General features: G+C 66.0%; 15 protein-coding genes and 1 rRNA gene. 3 read left to right on the top strand and 13 right to left on the bottom strand.

The features are described from left to right. Both BFD71_RS38250 and BFD71_RS38255 read right to left on the bottom strand, forming a co-directional pair. Positions 1-97 (bottom strand): 16S ribosomal RNA (locus tag BFD71_RS38250); the annotation flags it as partial. Between the two features lie 518 nt (positions 98-615). Continuing rightward, positions 616-843: a hypothetical protein gene (locus BFD71_RS38255; RefSeq protein WP_370684357.1), complete on the bottom strand. Its 228-nt coding sequence runs from the start codon at positions 841-843 to the stop codon at positions 616-618. Positions 844-986: 143 nt separating this feature from the next. On the opposite strand from BFD71_RS38255, the gene BFD71_RS38260 reads away from it, so the two are divergent. Beyond that, entirely contained in the window at positions 987-1,424 is a 438-nt protein-coding gene (locus BFD71_RS38260; RefSeq protein WP_069269358.1) for a hypothetical protein, read from the top strand. Positions 1,425-1,470: 46 nt separating this feature from the next. Here BFD71_RS38260 and BFD71_RS38265 read toward each other — a convergent pair whose 3' ends face one another. The 5 genes from BFD71_RS38265 to BFD71_RS38285 form a co-directional block, all read right to left on the bottom strand. After that, on the bottom strand, positions 1,471-2,517 hold the full coding sequence (locus BFD71_RS38265) for an ABC transporter permease (protein ID WP_069269359.1): 1,047 nt from the start codon (positions 2,515-2,517) through the stop codon (positions 1,471-1,473). Between the two features lie 4 nt (positions 2,518-2,521). Next, positions 2,522-3,517: an ABC transporter permease gene (locus tag BFD71_RS38270; protein WP_256095112.1), complete on the bottom strand. Its 996-nt coding sequence runs from the start codon at positions 3,515-3,517 to the stop codon at positions 2,522-2,524. 77 nt (positions 3,518-3,594) lie between these two features. Continuing rightward, entirely contained in the window at positions 3,595-5,190 is a 1,596-nt protein-coding gene (locus tag BFD71_RS38275) for a sugar ABC transporter ATP-binding protein (RefSeq protein WP_069269360.1), read from the bottom strand. A gap of 14 nt (positions 5,191-5,204) precedes the next feature. Then, positions 5,205-6,239: an ABC transporter substrate-binding protein gene (locus tag BFD71_RS38280; protein WP_069269361.1), complete on the bottom strand. Its 1,035-nt coding sequence runs from the start codon at positions 6,237-6,239 to the stop codon at positions 5,205-5,207. Between the two features lie 190 nt (positions 6,240-6,429). After that, complete coding sequence (locus BFD71_RS38285) at positions 6,430-7,518, bottom strand: LacI family DNA-binding transcriptional regulator (protein WP_083245737.1); 1,089 nt, start codon at positions 7,516-7,518, stop codon at positions 6,430-6,432. 199 nt (positions 7,519-7,717) lie between these two features. Between BFD71_RS38285 and BFD71_RS38290 the strand changes: the two genes are divergently transcribed. After that, positions 7,718-8,749, top strand: a complete 1,032-nt coding sequence (locus tag BFD71_RS38290) for an aldose 1-epimerase (RefSeq protein WP_370684356.1) — start codon at positions 7,718-7,720, stop codon at positions 8,747-8,749. A gap of 13 nt (positions 8,750-8,762) precedes the next feature. Here the strand turns inward: BFD71_RS38290 and BFD71_RS38295 are convergent, their stop codons facing one another. Further along, on the bottom strand, positions 8,763-9,086 hold the full coding sequence (locus BFD71_RS38295) for a hypothetical protein (protein WP_069269363.1): 324 nt from the start codon (positions 9,084-9,086) through the stop codon (positions 8,763-8,765). 216 nt (positions 9,087-9,302) lie between these two features. On the opposite strand from BFD71_RS38295, the gene BFD71_RS38300 reads away from it, so the two are divergent. Then, complete coding sequence (locus BFD71_RS38300; protein WP_069269364.1) at positions 9,303-10,661, top strand: MFS transporter; 1,359 nt, start codon at positions 9,303-9,305, stop codon at positions 10,659-10,661. 65 nt (positions 10,662-10,726) lie between these two features. Here the strand turns inward: BFD71_RS38300 and BFD71_RS38305 are convergent, their stop codons facing one another. From BFD71_RS38305 to ilvA, 5 genes are all read right to left on the bottom strand, one after another. Beyond that, complete coding sequence (locus BFD71_RS38305) at positions 10,727-11,080, bottom strand: DOPA 4,5-dioxygenase family protein (protein ID WP_069269365.1); 354 nt, start codon at positions 11,078-11,080, stop codon at positions 10,727-10,729. Positions 11,081-11,166: 86 nt separating this feature from the next. After that, complete coding sequence (locus BFD71_RS38310) at positions 11,167-11,943, bottom strand: ATP-binding cassette domain-containing protein (RefSeq protein WP_069269366.1); 777 nt, start codon at positions 11,941-11,943, stop codon at positions 11,167-11,169. Beyond that, positions 11,940-12,914, bottom strand: coding sequence for an ABC transporter permease subunit (locus BFD71_RS38315; RefSeq protein ID WP_069269367.1), 975 nt, complete (start codon positions 12,912-12,914; stop codon positions 11,940-11,942). Before BFD71_RS38315 ends, BFD71_RS38310 begins: the two co-directional genes overlap by 4 nt. A gap of 19 nt (positions 12,915-12,933) precedes the next feature. Continuing rightward, the gene (locus BFD71_RS38320; RefSeq protein ID WP_069269368.1) at positions 12,934-13,914 is read right to left on the bottom strand and encodes an ABC transporter substrate-binding protein; all 981 of its coding nucleotides are present in this window, start codon (positions 13,912-13,914) and stop codon (positions 12,934-12,936) included. 183 nt (positions 13,915-14,097) lie between these two features. Then, positions 14,098-15,359: threonine ammonia-lyase, biosynthetic (gene ilvA, locus BFD71_RS38325; RefSeq protein ID WP_069269369.1), on the bottom strand; the 1,262-nt coding region annotated here is incomplete at its 5' end.

A 15,359-nucleotide genomic window follows, 5' to 3' on the forward strand; every position in this document is an offset into this window, starting at 1 on the left:
ACTCGCCGCCAGGATTGCTCCCGCGCTGCCGTTCGACTTGCATGTGTAAGGCATGCCGCCAGCGTTCAATCTGAGCCAGGATCAAACTCTTCAGTTCAATACCTGTTACTGTTTTCGGTCTCTCTCGAGACCGGTCGCTCACTCAAAGCTGACAGGTTTTCTGAATAAATTCAAAAACCTGACTTACTTTAGTGTGAGACTCTTGATACTTTTGCTGCTCCCGATACCGCTCCGAAGAACACTATCGGGTCGCCACCGCATCAAGCGCCCACACTTATCGGCTGTAAATTTTTAAAGATCGATCGCGAAAGCGCCGTTAAAACTGCTCAACTACCGGCTTCTTTCTGCGTTGCTGCGTCAGCAGCAGAGAAACGAGATTATGAAGAATCTTTTCCGCTTCGTCAACCCCTTTTCTTCGCTCACCGCTTGAAAAAGCTTGCTGACTCCTGCGTCCGCCGGTTTCCGCGGCGGCCCTCGCTGCCCTGACGTCGGAGACATCGAACTGCGAAGGGGGCGAATCTTATCGCCTCGATCGCGAGTCCGCAAGCCCTTCCCATCGACTTAATTGAAAAGAGGCGCAACGCGCCTCCTCCTTTCACTGAGCGGCATTCGCGCTCACGATTTCGGATCGTCCGTCGTCGGCGGGTCGAACAGCGCCTTGCACGGCGGCGAGAGTTCATCGTAGTGCTGCTTCATGCAAGCCTTGATCTTCTCCTTGTTCGGGATCGCTCTCGCGCAGAAGCGGAATGCATCGCCACGGCAGGCATGTTCCTGCTCGTTGCGCGATTCGCCGCTGCTCGCCATCGCGAAGGTTAGACCGACCAGCAATGCGCCCGCTTTCATCATGCGATCGAACGGCTTCCTCATGGCGTTCTCCTCGTGATGCGTAGTCCGACGCGACCCTGCAAGGGCTATTCCCGGCACGCCGCTTGCAGCGCTGCCCTCACCTGCCACGATGAGGCGCTGCTCTCACGCAGCGGAACGCCATGAACCCACCGATCACCCCGATCCTCGCGCTTTGCTCGTCGATTGTCATACCAGGCATCCCGCTGGCCGCTCATGCGGACGACAGCGCGAGCCCCTGCGCGGCGCTCAAGCGCATCGTCGCGGCAGCACCGCAGCATTTCGCGTCGCTGAGTCCTGACGACGGACACGCCGTCGCGCAACCCTATGGCGACGACGCGCAGTGCGCAACGACTGGCGGGAGTTTTCAGTGCGTGTGGAGCGCGCGCGACGCCGGATCTGGGACGAACGCGCTCGAAGGGGTAGGCGCCGACATTGCCTCGTGCCTGCCCGACGCAACGCACGACGTGAACTCGCCTGGCCGCCAGCACTTCTATCTGGGGCAGCGCGGCAGCCGGACCGAGATCACCGCGCAGACCGATGGCTCGACGCGCGTCAAGCTGATCGTTTCACATCAATAGGCATGCCGTCAGCCAAACGCGTCCGCAACCGCGCAATTCAGGACCACTATGAGCCCACGGCCGCCCGCCGCCGCGTCGCGCCCGCCGCAGCCCGCGCGGCGCCGTGCCGACGGCCGGTGAGCACCGTCTGCACGATCACCGCGGCAAGCAGGAATGCGCCGCTCGCCAGGTTTTGATAGTAAGGGCTCAGCGTGCCGACCTGATTGATCACATTGTCGATGACACCGAGCAGCAACACGCCGGCCAGCGGTCCGGCCATCGTTCCCACGCCGCCCGTGAGCAACACGCCGCCGATGACAGCCGCGGCGATCGACTGCAGTTCGTAGCCGGTCCCCGCCCCCGACAACCCCGAGTCCAGGTGCGACGCCAGCAGCGCCCCCGAGAGCCCGGCGAGTGCACCGGACAATCCATAGGCGAGTATCTTCACGCGCTCCACGCGCACGCCCAGCATGCGCGCCGCCTCTTCGTTGCCGCCGATCGCAAAGATCGCCGCGCCAAAGCGCGTGCGGTTGAGCAGCGCGCCGCCCAGCGCATAGACGACCACCAGCACCCAAATGAGACTGTTGACGCCAAACACCGAGCCATTGGCGATGCGCGCGAAGAAACCCGGATTGGCAATCAGCAGATCCTGGCTCGCGAGCACGAGCGCGAGCCCCTTGAGCCCGAGCAGCGCCGCGAGCGTGACGATGAACGGCGCCATGCGCGCGCGGGCGATCAGCACGCCGTTCACCAGACCGACGACGAAACCCGCCGCCACGGGCGCGAGCATCGCGGCGCCCCAGCCATAGGGCGCGGCATAGGCGGCCAGCACCGTGCCGAGTCCGACCATCGACCCGACCGAAAGATCGAAGCCGCCCAGGATGATGACGATGCTCTGCCCCACGGCGACGAGCCCGAGAAACGCGCCGTTCGACGCGATGTCCGCGAGGTTCGCGGGGCGCAGGAAGTCGGGAAACACCATGCCGGCCACGAGCGCCACGACCACGAGCATCGCGATCGCCCCGCGCGACTGCACGAGCGCGATCACTTGCGCGCGCCGATTGGCGCCCGGCGTGGCGGCGGTTTGAACGTCCACTGGTTTGGCGTTTTGCATCGCGTCAGCCTCCCGAGCGTTGCAGATACAGCGCGACGACGATGAACACCGCCTTGAGGATCTGCGCATAGGTGAAGCTGATGTTGTTCATGATGAAGCTCGCATCGAGCACCTGGAGCAGCAGCACGCCGAACACCGCGCCGACGATCGAGATGCGTCCGCCCGAAAGCGGCGTGCCCCCGATGACCGAAGCGGCAATCGCATCGAGTTCGAAGTTCACACCCACATAGTTGGGATCCGCCGCGCCAAGTCGCGATGACGCGAACACGCCGGCGAGTCCGGCAAGCGTGCCGCTCACCGCGTAGACGAGAAAGAGCGTGCGCCGCACCGGAATGCCCGCAAGAAACGCGGCGCCGCGGCTCGCGCCCACGAGAATCGCGTAGCGCCCGAAGGTCGTGCGCCGCACGACGAACGCGACCACCACCGCGAGCCCGAGCGCGATCAGCATGACGACGGGCAGCGGGCCGAGCGCACCGGCGCCGAGCAGATCGAACGCGGGCGTGTCGGGCAGATTCACGCGGGAGCCACCCAGCAGCGCCTGCGCGAGCCCGCGCGCGGCGACCAGCAAGGCGAGACTCGAGATCAGCGGATCGATGGCCAGCAGCGCGACGAGGAACCCGTTGCACAAGCCGACGACGGCGCCCACCGCGACCGCGCCCACGAGCGCCGGGCCCACGCCATACGGCAGGAACACTGCGATCGACGCGCTGGCGAGCGCCATCACCGAGCCTACGGAGAGATCGATGCCGCGCGTCGCAATCGCGAGATTCTGGCCCAGCGCGATCAGCACGATAGGCGCCGCCTCGAACAGCAGGCTGCGCGCCGCGAAGGGATTCGAGAAGCCGGGCGTGACGGCGAGATTGAACGCGACGAGCGCGGCGAGCGCGAAGTACACGCTGTGCTCGCGCAGCACCGCGCGCCAGGTCCGCGCGCGCGCCTCGGCGCCGGTCGCCGCCGAGACGGAACGGCTCGAGGAATTCGAAGGATTCGAGGGGCTCAAGCTTGCCTCGTTCGATTCAAGGTTGGTCGCCATCGGAGCGGTTGTCGGGGATTGTGGCGGGTTTGGCGCGGGGTTGCTCACGCGGTGCCGTCGCCGCGGTCGGCGCTGGCGTCGGATCCGGCGCCGGCCAGCACGGCGAGCACATCGTCGGGATGCGCGCCGGCGGTCGGCATGCCGCCCTCGGTCGCGCCTTCGTTGAGCACGACGAGGCGGTCGGTCAGCGCAAGCAGCTCTTCCATCTCCGAGGATGTGACCACCACCGCGAGCCCCTCCTGCGCAAGCTCCTGCACGACGCGATGCACCTCCTCTTTCGCGCCGACGTCGATGCCGCGCGTGGGATCGTCGAGCAGCAGCACCGTTGGGCGCGTAGAGAGGCAGCGCGCGATCAGCGCCTTTTGCTGATTGCCGCCCGAGAGCGTCGTGATGAGTGCGCCGGGCCCGGCCGTCTTGATGCCGAGCCGCTCGATCGAGTCCCGCACCACTTGCGCTTCCTTCGCACGCGAGATGAAGCCGAAGCGAGAAATGCGCGGCAGCAAGCTTGCGACGATGTTCTCGCGCACCGAGAGACGTGGAAAGATGCCTTCCGCGCGGCGGTCTTCGGACAGGAAGGCGAGCCCGCGGCCGATCGAGCGCGCCGGGTTGGCATGCGTGAGCGCGCGGCCAGCGACATCGACCTCCCCGCCATCGGCCTTTTGCGCGCCGAAGATCGTCTTGAATGTTTCTGTGCGGCCCGAGCCGAGCAGTCCGGCCAGCCCGACGATCTCCTTGCGGGCCACGCGCAGCGACACGTCGCGCACGCGGTTGCCCCACTGCAAATGGTCGACGGCGAGCGCAGGCGTGGCGTCGGCATCGGCGCTGCCCGAGCGCTCGGCCCAGGCGTGCTCGCCCGCGCTCTCGCGGCCCAGCATGGCCGCGATCAATGCCGCGCGCGGCAGTTCTGCGGGCGTACCCGTGCGGACCACTGCGCCGTCGCGCATCACCGTAAAGCGATCGCACAGCCGGTAGCATTCGGACAGCCGGTGGCTCACGAACAGCAGTGCAATGCCCTCGGCGCGCAGGCGATCGACGACTTCGAACAGCACGTCCACCTCCGCGCCGCTCAGGGCCGAAGTCGGTTCGTCGAGGATCAGCACGCGCGCGCCCAGCGAAACGCCGCGCGCAATCGCCACCATCTGCTGCGCGCCGAGCCCGAGCGAGCCGAGACGCGCGGCCGGATCGACCGCGAGCCGGTAGCGCTGCACGATGTCGGCGGCGCGCTCGAGCATGCGCTTCCTGTCGATCAGGATGCCGAAGCGTTTCGGTTCATGGCACAGAAAGATGTTGTCGGCCACGCTGCGCTCCGGTATCAGGTTGATTTCCTGATACACGGCGCACACGCCCGCGCCCTGCGCGGCGCGCGGACTGTCGAACGCGACGTCCGCGCCGTCGAGCGTGAGCGCGCCCGAGTCGGGCTGATGAAAGCCGGTGAGGACCTTGATCAGCGTGGACTTGCCCGCGCCGTTCTCGCCCACGAGGCCGTGCACCTCGCCCGCGCGCAGCGTGAGTGAGACGTCGCGCAGCGCGCGCACCACGCCGAAGGTCTTCGAAACGCCGTGCGTTTCGAGCACGGCGCGCGGCGTGGCCGTGGCGGAACCGGCGCGACCGGTGCGATCGGCGGGGGCGCTCGTCGTCATCGTGCGGACGCGGCTCAGTAGACCTTGCCCTGCGCGAGCGACGGCTGCGCGTTGTTCCGGTCGAACAGCGCGTCATCCATGATCTGCTTTTGCGGCACCGGCTTGCCCGCGAGATAGTCTTCCAGCGACTTGAAGGCGAGCGGACCGAAGCGAGGGTTCGTTTCGACGTCAGCAGCGACAACGCCGTTCGAAATATCCGTGACGATTTCCTTCGTGCCGTCGATCGAGACGATCTTCACGCCGTTGAGCTTGCCGGCCTGGCGCAGCGCCTTGATCGCACCGACCGTCATCGTGTCGGCGTGGGTGTAGACGGCGTTGACGTCCGGGTGCGCGAGCAGGATCTGCTCCATTACCTTCTGCGCTTCGGTCGTCGACCAGTTTGCGGTTTGAGCCGCAATGATCTTCATGCCGGGATAGGGCTTGAGGCCGTTCGCAAAGCCGTCCGTGCGCTGGCTTTCCACCGTGTTGCCGTAGCCGCCCTGGATCTCGGCGATGATCGCGTTGCCGCCCGTGGCGTCTGCCAGCGCCTTCGCCGCGCGCTCGCCCTGCTTGTAGAAGTCGGAGCCGAGGAACGTGATGAAGTCGTCGCACACCGTGCCCGCCGTCTGCCGGTCGATCGTCACGACGGGGATACCCTTCGCGCGCGCCTGGGCGAGCGCGGGCTGCAGGCCTGTGGAGTCGTTGGGCGCAATGATGAGCGCCTCGGCGCCCTGGTTGATCATGCTTTCGATGTCTGCGACCTGCTTCGCCTGGTTGGCGTTCGCGTTCGTATACAGGAGACGCTTCACGCCCGCTTCCTTCGCCGCTGCGCGAACCGAGGCGGTTTCGGTCGCCCGGAACGGGTTCTGCTCATTCTCCGACTGAGAGAACCCCACCACCAAGTCGCTCAGCTTCTTGCCGGCCGGTTTGGCATTCGTGCAGCTCTCGCTGGAATTCGACTGGACTTTCTGCGCGCCGGCAGTGGACTGCGCGTGAGCGCTCGCGGCGAACGCGCTCGCGAAGCAAAACCCGGCGGCGATGAGGGCGGACTGGATTCGTTGATGACGCATGGCTGTCTCCTGTCGACCGCAAACCTGACGCTTCGACGCCGGATGCGGTCCCATGCAAAGCTGTGAATGACATGAACGGCGCAGGCCTACGGCCCCACCGCGGCGTTATTTGTCTTTCTTGTTTCATCGGTGCCGCGCATGAGGCTCGACGCCGAATTATTACCGTCACTGCTTCAACTAATATTACCAGTCAATTTTCGGAGATATTAATGAGGGTATTCACGGGGGAAGCAGAGTCCGGCGCGCACACCGAGGTCCGTTCGATGAGCGGCCCGTCGAGCTTCACGGTGCGGTGGCGCACCGGCGCGCCGGCGCTGCGGTTCTGCTCTTCCTGCAGCAGCGTCTCGACGGCCCAGCGCCCAAGCTCGTAGTTGGGCAGCACGACGGTGGTGAGCGGCGGGTGGGTGTGACGCGCGATTTCCTGGTCGTCGTAGCCCATTACGGAAACGTCTTCGGGCACGCGCAGCCCGAGTTGTTTGAGCGCTTCGATCGCACCAATCGCCGTCAGGTCGTTGGCGCAGAAAATCGCGGTGGGCGGATTCGGCTCGCGCATGAGCGAGAGCGTGAGTTCGAAACCCTTGCCCGAACTCCAGTCGCCGTCGCGCACGAGGCGTTCGTCGAACAGCAGGTCCGCAGTCGCGAGCGCCTGGCGATAGCCCTTCAGACGGTCTTTCGCGGCGTCCTGCCAGGTTTCGCCATTGATGAAGCCGATGCGCCGGTGCCCCGCTTCGATCAGATATTCGGTGGCCGTATGGCCGCCCGCCACTTCGGCCGGCACGACCGAAGAGAGCGCGTGATCGGACGCGTAGCAGTTGAGCAGCACGGCCGGCACCTTCAGCAGCGCGGGCGGCACCGTGACCTTGCGCGTGTACACGGTCGCGTAGATCACGCCGAGCACGTTCGGCATGGCGAGCGTTTGCAGCACCTGCTGCTCCATCTGTGCGTTGCCATGCGTCGAGAACACCGCGAGCAGACAGCCGTTGTTCCAGGCGGCGTCGCGCGCGCCGTCGATGCTCACGACCGGGTGTGGACTCGTCGAGACTTCGTCGGCGAGATAGACGATGAGATTGCGCTCGCCTGCGGGGGCGGGCGTCTGCACCGCGCGGATCGGCAACTGGTAGCCAAGCGATTGCGCGACCTCGTGCACCTTCAGGCGCGTCGCTTCGGAAAGCTTGGCGCCGACCGCGCCGTTGAGCACGAGGGAAACCGTCGATTGCGATACGCCGGCGGCCTTCGCGATGTCGGTCATGGTCGGGCGGCGTTGCGTCGATTTTTTCATCGGATCTGAGGGGGACTGCGGGAGGGCTGCGCGGCGCGGCGGCGCGCGCTCGGGGCCGCGCTGTTGGCCCGAAGCGTAGCACTAATAATTTTGGCCATCAATTGGAGCATGTCACCATTTTTTGGCGGCATCATCAGCGATTTCAGCGCCTATATTATCTTTTATTAGTAATAAAACGATGCACTTGGAGAACGCTCATTTGACTGCCCGACCGACACCCTCGTCGCCCCCGGAGATCGCATTCGACGCCGCCGCGCTCGACGACGGCCAACTCGTCACGCTGGCCCATGGAGACGCGCGCGCGCTCGTCGCGCCGCACGTCGGCGGCTCGATCGCGGCGTTCTACGACGCGGCCGGCCACACCCCTGCGTCGCACTGGCTGCGTCCCGCCACGCGCGCCGCCATCGACGCGCGCGATCCGCTAGGCATGGCGAGCTTTCCGCTGATGCCGTACTGCAACCGCATCCGCGACGGGCGATTCCGCTTCGAAGGCGAGATGATCGACTTGCCGAGCGGCACCGGCGCGCTGCGCCACGCGCTGCATGGCCACGCATGGCGGCGCCCCTGGACGGTCGAGGCGCAAACGGCTGATACGCTCACGCTGCACTTCCTGCACGAGCCGAACGAGTCACATGAAGCGCACGGACCCCACGGATCGCGCAAGGCCAGTTCACACGTCGGCACCGGCTGGCCGTTTCGCTACGAAGCGCGCCAGCACCTCACGCTCGACGCCAGCGGCCTCACCGTGCGCCTGTGGGCACGCAACCTGGCCGCGCGGCCCATGCCGTTCGGTCTGGGCCATCACCCGTACTATCCGCGCTCGCCCGGCACGCGTATCGCCGCGCGCGTGCGCGCCATGTGGGAGATCGACACGGAAGTGCTGCCGGTCTCGCTCAGCGCGCACCCAGCCGTCGACGCCCTGCAGGCCGGCCTGATCGTCGACGACTTCGACCTCGACAACAACTTCTCCGGCTGGCGCCGCGAGGCGGTCATCGAATGGCCGCACGAAGGCCGTCGCCTCGCGCTGCGCGCGAGCACGCCACTCGACTTCTTCGTGGTCTTCTGTCCACCCGGCCTGCCCTACTTCTGCGCCGAACCTGTCAGCAACACGACGGACTGGCTCAATCTGCGTCACGAAGGCACCGTGCAGCGCATCGACGTGGGCGGCACCGTGCTCGCGCCCGGCGAAACACTCGAAGCCCAGCTTGCCTGGCAACCCGAGTGGACCTGAAGCGGTCGGTCGCTCACATGCCGGCGCCGCTCTGCCCACCCGAGCGCACGCCCGCCAACGGCGCGCCGTAGCCGCCCGCCTCGGCGTTGTTCGGGTGGCCGTTCGCGAGTTGCCCGCGCGGATCGGTGGGACCGACCGGCATCTCGCCGGCCTGGCGATTGCCGTGGGTCGGGTATTCGCTGCCGGGCTGGGCGCCCGGCATGAGCGCGAGGCTGTTTTGCGGCGTACGCAGGTCGTCGTTCGGCGCGAGCTGGGCAAAAACCTGGCTGGGCGCACCTGCCAGCATCGCGCTTGCCATGAGGCACGGCATGGCCGCGTGGGCGAAGAAAAGCTTCATCTGGCACTCCTTGTCGCGCAACGCGACACGCTTGCGGCACGCGAGTGCTCGCCGTGCTGCTTTCAGGCTAGCAGACGGCCGCCTGCCACGCCCCATAATGATCTCCAGCAAACGCCGCGCTGCGGTTACTATTCCGGGTTGTAAGGCAAACCAGAAAAAGCGGCTCGCCACGGCGGGCCGATACAACGACAACCTCGGTCGACAGGAGACAAAACCATGGACCAGCCGCGTGCCGTCGACGTCCAGACCTTCATCAACGAACATCCGTTCTCGCCGTTCCAGTGGTTCATCTTCGCGATGTGCTTCGTCATCGTCCTGCTCGACGGTTTCGACACTGCCGCGATCGGCTTCATCGCGCCTTCGCTGCTCGGCGAATGGGGCATCCCCAAACCCGCGCTCGCGCCCGTGCTGAGTGCGGCGCTCTTCGGCCTTGCTTGCGGCGCACTCGTGTCCGGACCGCTTTCCGATCGCCTCGGGCGCCGCGCCATGCTGGTCGGCTCGGTGTTGCTGTTCGGCGTGACCTGCCTCGCTTCGGCGTTCTCCACCAGCATCGGCGAGCTCACGTGGCTGCGCTTCATTACGGGCGTGGGTCTCGGCGCCGCCATGCCGAACGCGGTCACGATGATGGGCGAGTTTTGCCCCGACCGGAACCGCGCCACCGTAATCAATCTGATGTTCTGCGGCTTTCCGCTCGGCGCGGCCTGCGGCGGCTTTCTCGCGGCGTGGATGATTCCGCATTTCGGCTGGCGCAGCGTGCTCATGCTTGGCGGCGTGACGCCGCTCGTGCTCGCCGTGCCGCTCTTCCTGCGCATGCCGGAATCGGTGCGCTACATGGTGGCGAACCAGCGGCCCGTCGAGCGTATTCGCGCCGCGCTCGCCCGCATCTCGCCCGATGCCGCCAAGGCGCAGGTGTTCACGATGACGGAGCACGCGCCGCAGACGCAAAGCAAGGGCCTCGGCGTCGTGCTTTCGCCGATGTACCTCGTCGGCTCGGTGATGCTGTGGGTCGCGTATTTCATGGGGCTCGTGATCTTCTACGCGTCGATCAACTGGATGCCGCTCCTGCTTAAAGACGCCGGCCTCACGGCCTCGAGCGCCACGCTGATTTCGGCACTCTTCCCGCTCGGCGGCGTGGGCGCGGTGCTGAGCGGCATGCTGATGGACCGCTTCAACGCGAACCGCATCATCGCCGCGTGCTACGTGCTCACCGCGCTTTCGGTGTGGCTCATCGGCCAGGCAGCGGGCAACGTGGCCCTGCTCGTGCTCGTGGTGTTCGTGGCCGGCGTGCTGATGAACACGGCGCAATCGTCGATGCCCGCGCTCGCCGCCGCGTTCTATCCCACCCAGGGGCGCGGCACCGGCGTGGCCTGGATGCTCGGCATCGGGCGCTTCGGCGGCATTGCGGGCTCGTTCCTCGTGGCCGAACTCGCGCGCCGGCACTTCACGTTTGCGGGCATCTTCGCGACGGTTGCCGTCGCCGGTCTGATTGCCGGCGCCGCACTGCTCATCAAGCAGGCCGCGCGGCCGCAGACGAGCGGATCGTCGGCGGCAAAGACGGAGTCGTTCGGGCACTGAGGCCCGCGGGCGTGTCGAGGATTGCGCCGTGCCGCACCCACGGGCCGGCGCAATCCGCAGAGCGATCAGCCGCCGAGCGCGCCGAGATTGAGCCTGTGCGAATGGCCGATCCACACGGCGGCGTCGCGATGATCGCGCAGGGCATCGGTGGTGTTCGGATGCACGAACACGTCGAGTGCGCCGTGATTTAGCGTGAGCCATTCGACGACCGTCGTGAAATGCTCTCGCGTAATGGCGAGCTGATACGACCACATCGGATGCGGCCCGACCGGGCGCTCGTGAAAGCGGCCGATCTGCACGATCTCGCCGAAGCGGGCATCGATCGCCTCGCGCAAGGTCCATGCGGCGTCGCGCGTCGCAGCGTCGAAATAGACGTGGGCGTGCCAGCTCGTGATTTCGACGGGATCGAGGTAGTTCATGGTGGAAGCAGGAATGCGGTGAGGGTTCGAGCCGACATTGTCCATCGAATGCTCGCACCGCGCAGGCGAACGCACCACGCGAGGTTTCAGTGCGCGCCGTTCGAATACGTGTCGCCGACCATCAGCCGCACGATTTCGTCGCCGTCGGTTTCCGAGACGCGCCGCTCGCCCGCCACTTCGCCGCGCCGCAGCACGACGATGCGCTCCGCCACCGCGAAAATATCGTGCAGGTTGTGCGAGATGAGAATCACGGCCACGCCCTGCGCCTTGAGTCCGCGGATCAACTCCATCACCTTGCGTTGCTCGGGCACGCCGAGCGCCGCGGTGGGCTCGTCCATGATGAGCACGCGCGCGTTCCAGTAAATCGCGCGGCCTATCGCAATGGCCTGGCGCTGGCCGCCCGAGAGCATTTTCACGGGGCCCGTGAGCTTGCGCGGCGGAATCACGATATCGAGCCGCTCGAGCACTTCGCGCGCCACCCGCGCCATGTGCGGCCGGTCGATGACCTGGAAGCCGAGTAGCCGTCGCACGGGTTCGCGGCCGAGGAAGATGTTGCTGCCCACGTCGAGATTGTCGGCGAGCGCGAGATCCTGATAGATGGTTTCGATGCCCTGCGAGCGCGCATCCTGCGGGTCGCGCAGCTGGAGCGGCCGCCCTTCGAAATGCAGATCGCCCGCATCGGCGCGATACACGCCAGAGAGAATCTTGATGAGGGTGGACTTGCCCGCGCCGTTGTCGCCCGCGAGCGCAAGCACTTCGCCGGGCATCAGCCGCAACGACACGCGCTTGAGCGCCTCCACGCCACCAAAGCGGATCGAGACATCACGCGCCTCCAGAATCGGCGTGGCGCTCTCATCGCTCATTGCGCGCCTCCGAGCCGATCCTTGTACTGGTCGATCAGCACCGAAAGAATGATGACGATGCCGACCACGATGAATTGCCAGAACGCGTTGACGTCGATGAACACGAGCCCGAATTCGATCACGGCGATGATGAGCGCGCCGATCAGCGTGCCGATGACGTTGCCGGTCCCGCCAAAGAGACTCGCGCCGCCGATCACGACCGCCGCGATCGAATCGAGCAGCATGGGCTCACCCGCATTGGCCGCGCCCGCAGCGAAGCGCGCTGTGTAGACGATGCCGCCCACCGCCGCGAAGGCGGCCGCAATCAGATAGATCGCGAACAGATGACGGCGTACGTTGATGCCCGCGCGCACCGCCGACTGCGGATTGCCGCCTACCGCGTAGGTGTACTGACCGAAGCGCGTTTGCGAGAGCACGAAGTGCATGATGACGAGCAGCACGGCCGTGAGGATCACGGGCGTCCAGCCGCTGCCGAGCCACGCGAGCCCAGGATTGTTCACGGAGACGGTCATGCCGCTGCCCGCAGCGAGAAAGCCCACGCCGCGCGCGACCCCATACATGCCGAGCGTGCCGATGAATGCGGGCACGCCCAGGCGCGCGATCAACACGCCGTTCACGAAGCCCGGAATCAGGCATACGAGCACCGTGAGTGGTATCGACATCAGCAGGATCCACGGCGATGCGCCGCCGGGAATCGTGAACTGTGCGACGCACACCGCCGCGAGCCCCATCACGAAGCCCACCGAAAGATCGATGCCCGCGGTGATGATCACGAAGGTCTGACCGATGGCCAGCAACAACGGCGCGCTCGCGGCAAGCCCGATCGACTGCAGGTTGTACGCGTTGAATACGAACGACCGATGCGCCGAGATGCGCGCCCACGCCTCGAAGAAGACGAGCAGCGTGCCGAGAAAGAGCCACGGCCAGACCTTGCTGACGAGCGCGAGCCTGTCGAGTCGTTTGTCGTTCATGTGGCTCTGTTCGCGCGGCTTAGTTCGAGTAGATGTACTGCTTCATCTCCGGCTTGTCGATATTCGACTTGTCCAGCACCACGAAGCCCGTGCCCTTGTAGGTGGGAATCTTCTTGCCGTGGATGGTGTCGGCGGCGAACTTCACGGCGTCATAGCCCATCTCGTCGGGGAGCTGCGCGATGGCGATATCGACGAGGCCGCTTCTGATCTGCTCGTCGATGCCCGGCACGGCGTCGAACACGACGACCTTCACCACGCCCTGCTTGCCCGCGTTCTTCACGCCTTGCGCCGCGCCTGCGCCCGAAAACGTGTTGGCGCCGAATACGCCCGCAAGGTCGGGATTGCGCGCGAGTACCGCCGCCACGTGCGAGGCGGCGCGATTGGCGTCGTCCTCGTTGTACTGCGTCTCGAGCACCTTGATGTTGGGGTGCTTCTTCATCTCTTCCATGAAACCTTGCGCGCGCGCGTCGGTGCTGGAAATGCCCGGCTTGTTGTTCTCGCAATAGACGGTGCCCTTGTCGCCGATCGCTTTGGCGAGCGAGCGCGCCGCCACGTGGCCGCCTTCCAGGTTGTCGGAAGCCACATAGGAGAGCGGGAAGTCGGCGTCGCCCTTGCCGCTTTGATAATGGCCGTCGCCGATATAGGTGTCGACGGTGATGACCTTGATGCCGGCGTCGGCGGCTTCCTTGAGCGGGCCGATGAGCTGTTGCTTGTCGACGGGCGAGACGAGCAGCACGTCGGGATGCTTGGCGATGAACGCCTTGAGGATTGGCACCTGCTCCGTGGTGTTCCAGGCCTTCGGAACCTGGAACAGCAACTGGATGTTTTCTTCCTTCGCCGCGCGCTCGGCGCCGCGATGCATCGTGAAGTAGAAGGGATCGGTGACGCCGGGCAGCAGCGCGACGACGGGATGCGCCGCATCCGCGTGCGCCACGCCGGGCAGCGCGCCGGCGACGATCGTGGAAAGAGCCATCAGACAGCCAAGAGCGATGCGCAACATGTTTGTCTTCCTCCAGGTGAGTCCGACGCACGGCGCCCAATCTTCCCGAGGCGACCACGCCCGGCAGCAGTGGCTCAGTATACTGACGCGCTCTGCCGCGGGGCCTGGTGTTTTCCTGCACTCTTTCGACGCTTTATGCGCTTCGGATGCAGACATCCCGATTGGTGGGACGACTGACTATTTTCATTGCAGGAACAACCGATACGCCGGATTGCTCGTCTCTTCCCAGTGCGGATAGCCGAGCGTGGCGAGGAAACGGCGGAACTCGGCGTCTTCGGCGGCGGGCACCTGGATGCCCACCAGAATCGAGCTGTAGTCGGCGCCCTGGTTGCGGTAGTGGAACAGGCTGATGTTCCAGTTCGGCGCCATCGACGAAAGAAAGCGCATGAGCGCACCCGGGCGCTCCGGAAACTCGAAGCGGAACAGGCGTTCGTCGTGCGCGAGCGGCGAGCGTCCGCCCACCATGTAGCGGATGTGCTGCTTCGACAGTTCGTCGCCCGTGAGATCGACGCTCGGAAAGCCGTGATCGACGAAGGTCCTCGCGATCTGCTGCGACTCGCCGCGGTTGCGGATCTGCACGCCCACGAAGATGTGCGCGCGCTCGGCGTCGTCGATGCGGTAGTTGAACTCGGTCACGCTGCGCGTGCCGACCAGCTCGCAGAAGCGCTTGAAGCTGCCGCGCTCCTCGGGGATCGTCACCGCGAACACCGCTTCGCGCGCCTCGCCCACCTCGGCACGCTCGGCCACGAAGCGCATGCGGTCGAAGTTCATGTTCGCGCCCGAGGTGATCGCCACCAGCGTCTGCCCCTCGATGCCCTCGCGCTCCGCGTACTGCTTCGTGCCCGCCACGGCCAGTGCGCCTGCGGGTTCGAGCACGCTGCGCGTGTCCTGGAAGACGTCCTTGATCGCAGCGCAAAGGGCATCCGTATCGACCGTGAGCACTTCGTCGAGATACTGGTGGCACAGGCGGAAGGTTTCCTCGCCCACGAGCTTGACGGCCGTGCCGTCTGAGAACAGGCCGACTTCGGTGAGTTCCACGCGCTTGCCGGCCTTGATCGACTGCGCCATCGCGCAGGAATCGTCGGTCTGCACGCCGATCACCCTGATCTCGGGGCGCACGGCTTTTACGTACGCCGCCACGCCCGCAGCCAGCCCGCCGCCGCCGATCGGCACGAAGATCGCGTGAATCGGGGCCTGATGCTGGCTCAGCACCTCCATGGCCACGGTGCCCTGGCCGGCGATCACGTGGGGATCGTCGAACGGATGCACGAAGGTCAGGCCGCGTTCTTCCTGCAGGCGCACGGCGTGGGCGTAGGCGTCGCTGTACGACTCGCCGGCCTGCACGACCTCGACGGTGGCGCCGCCGTGGGCGCGCACGGCATCGACCTTCACCTGCGGCGTGGTCACCGGCACGCAGATCACGGCCTTCACGCCGAGCTTCGCCG

The sequence above is a fragment of the Paraburkholderia nodosa genome (assembly GCF_001718195.1).
In the GTDB taxonomy this organism is placed as follows: Bacteria; Pseudomonadota; Gammaproteobacteria; order Burkholderiales; family Burkholderiaceae; genus Paraburkholderia; species Paraburkholderia nodosa_A.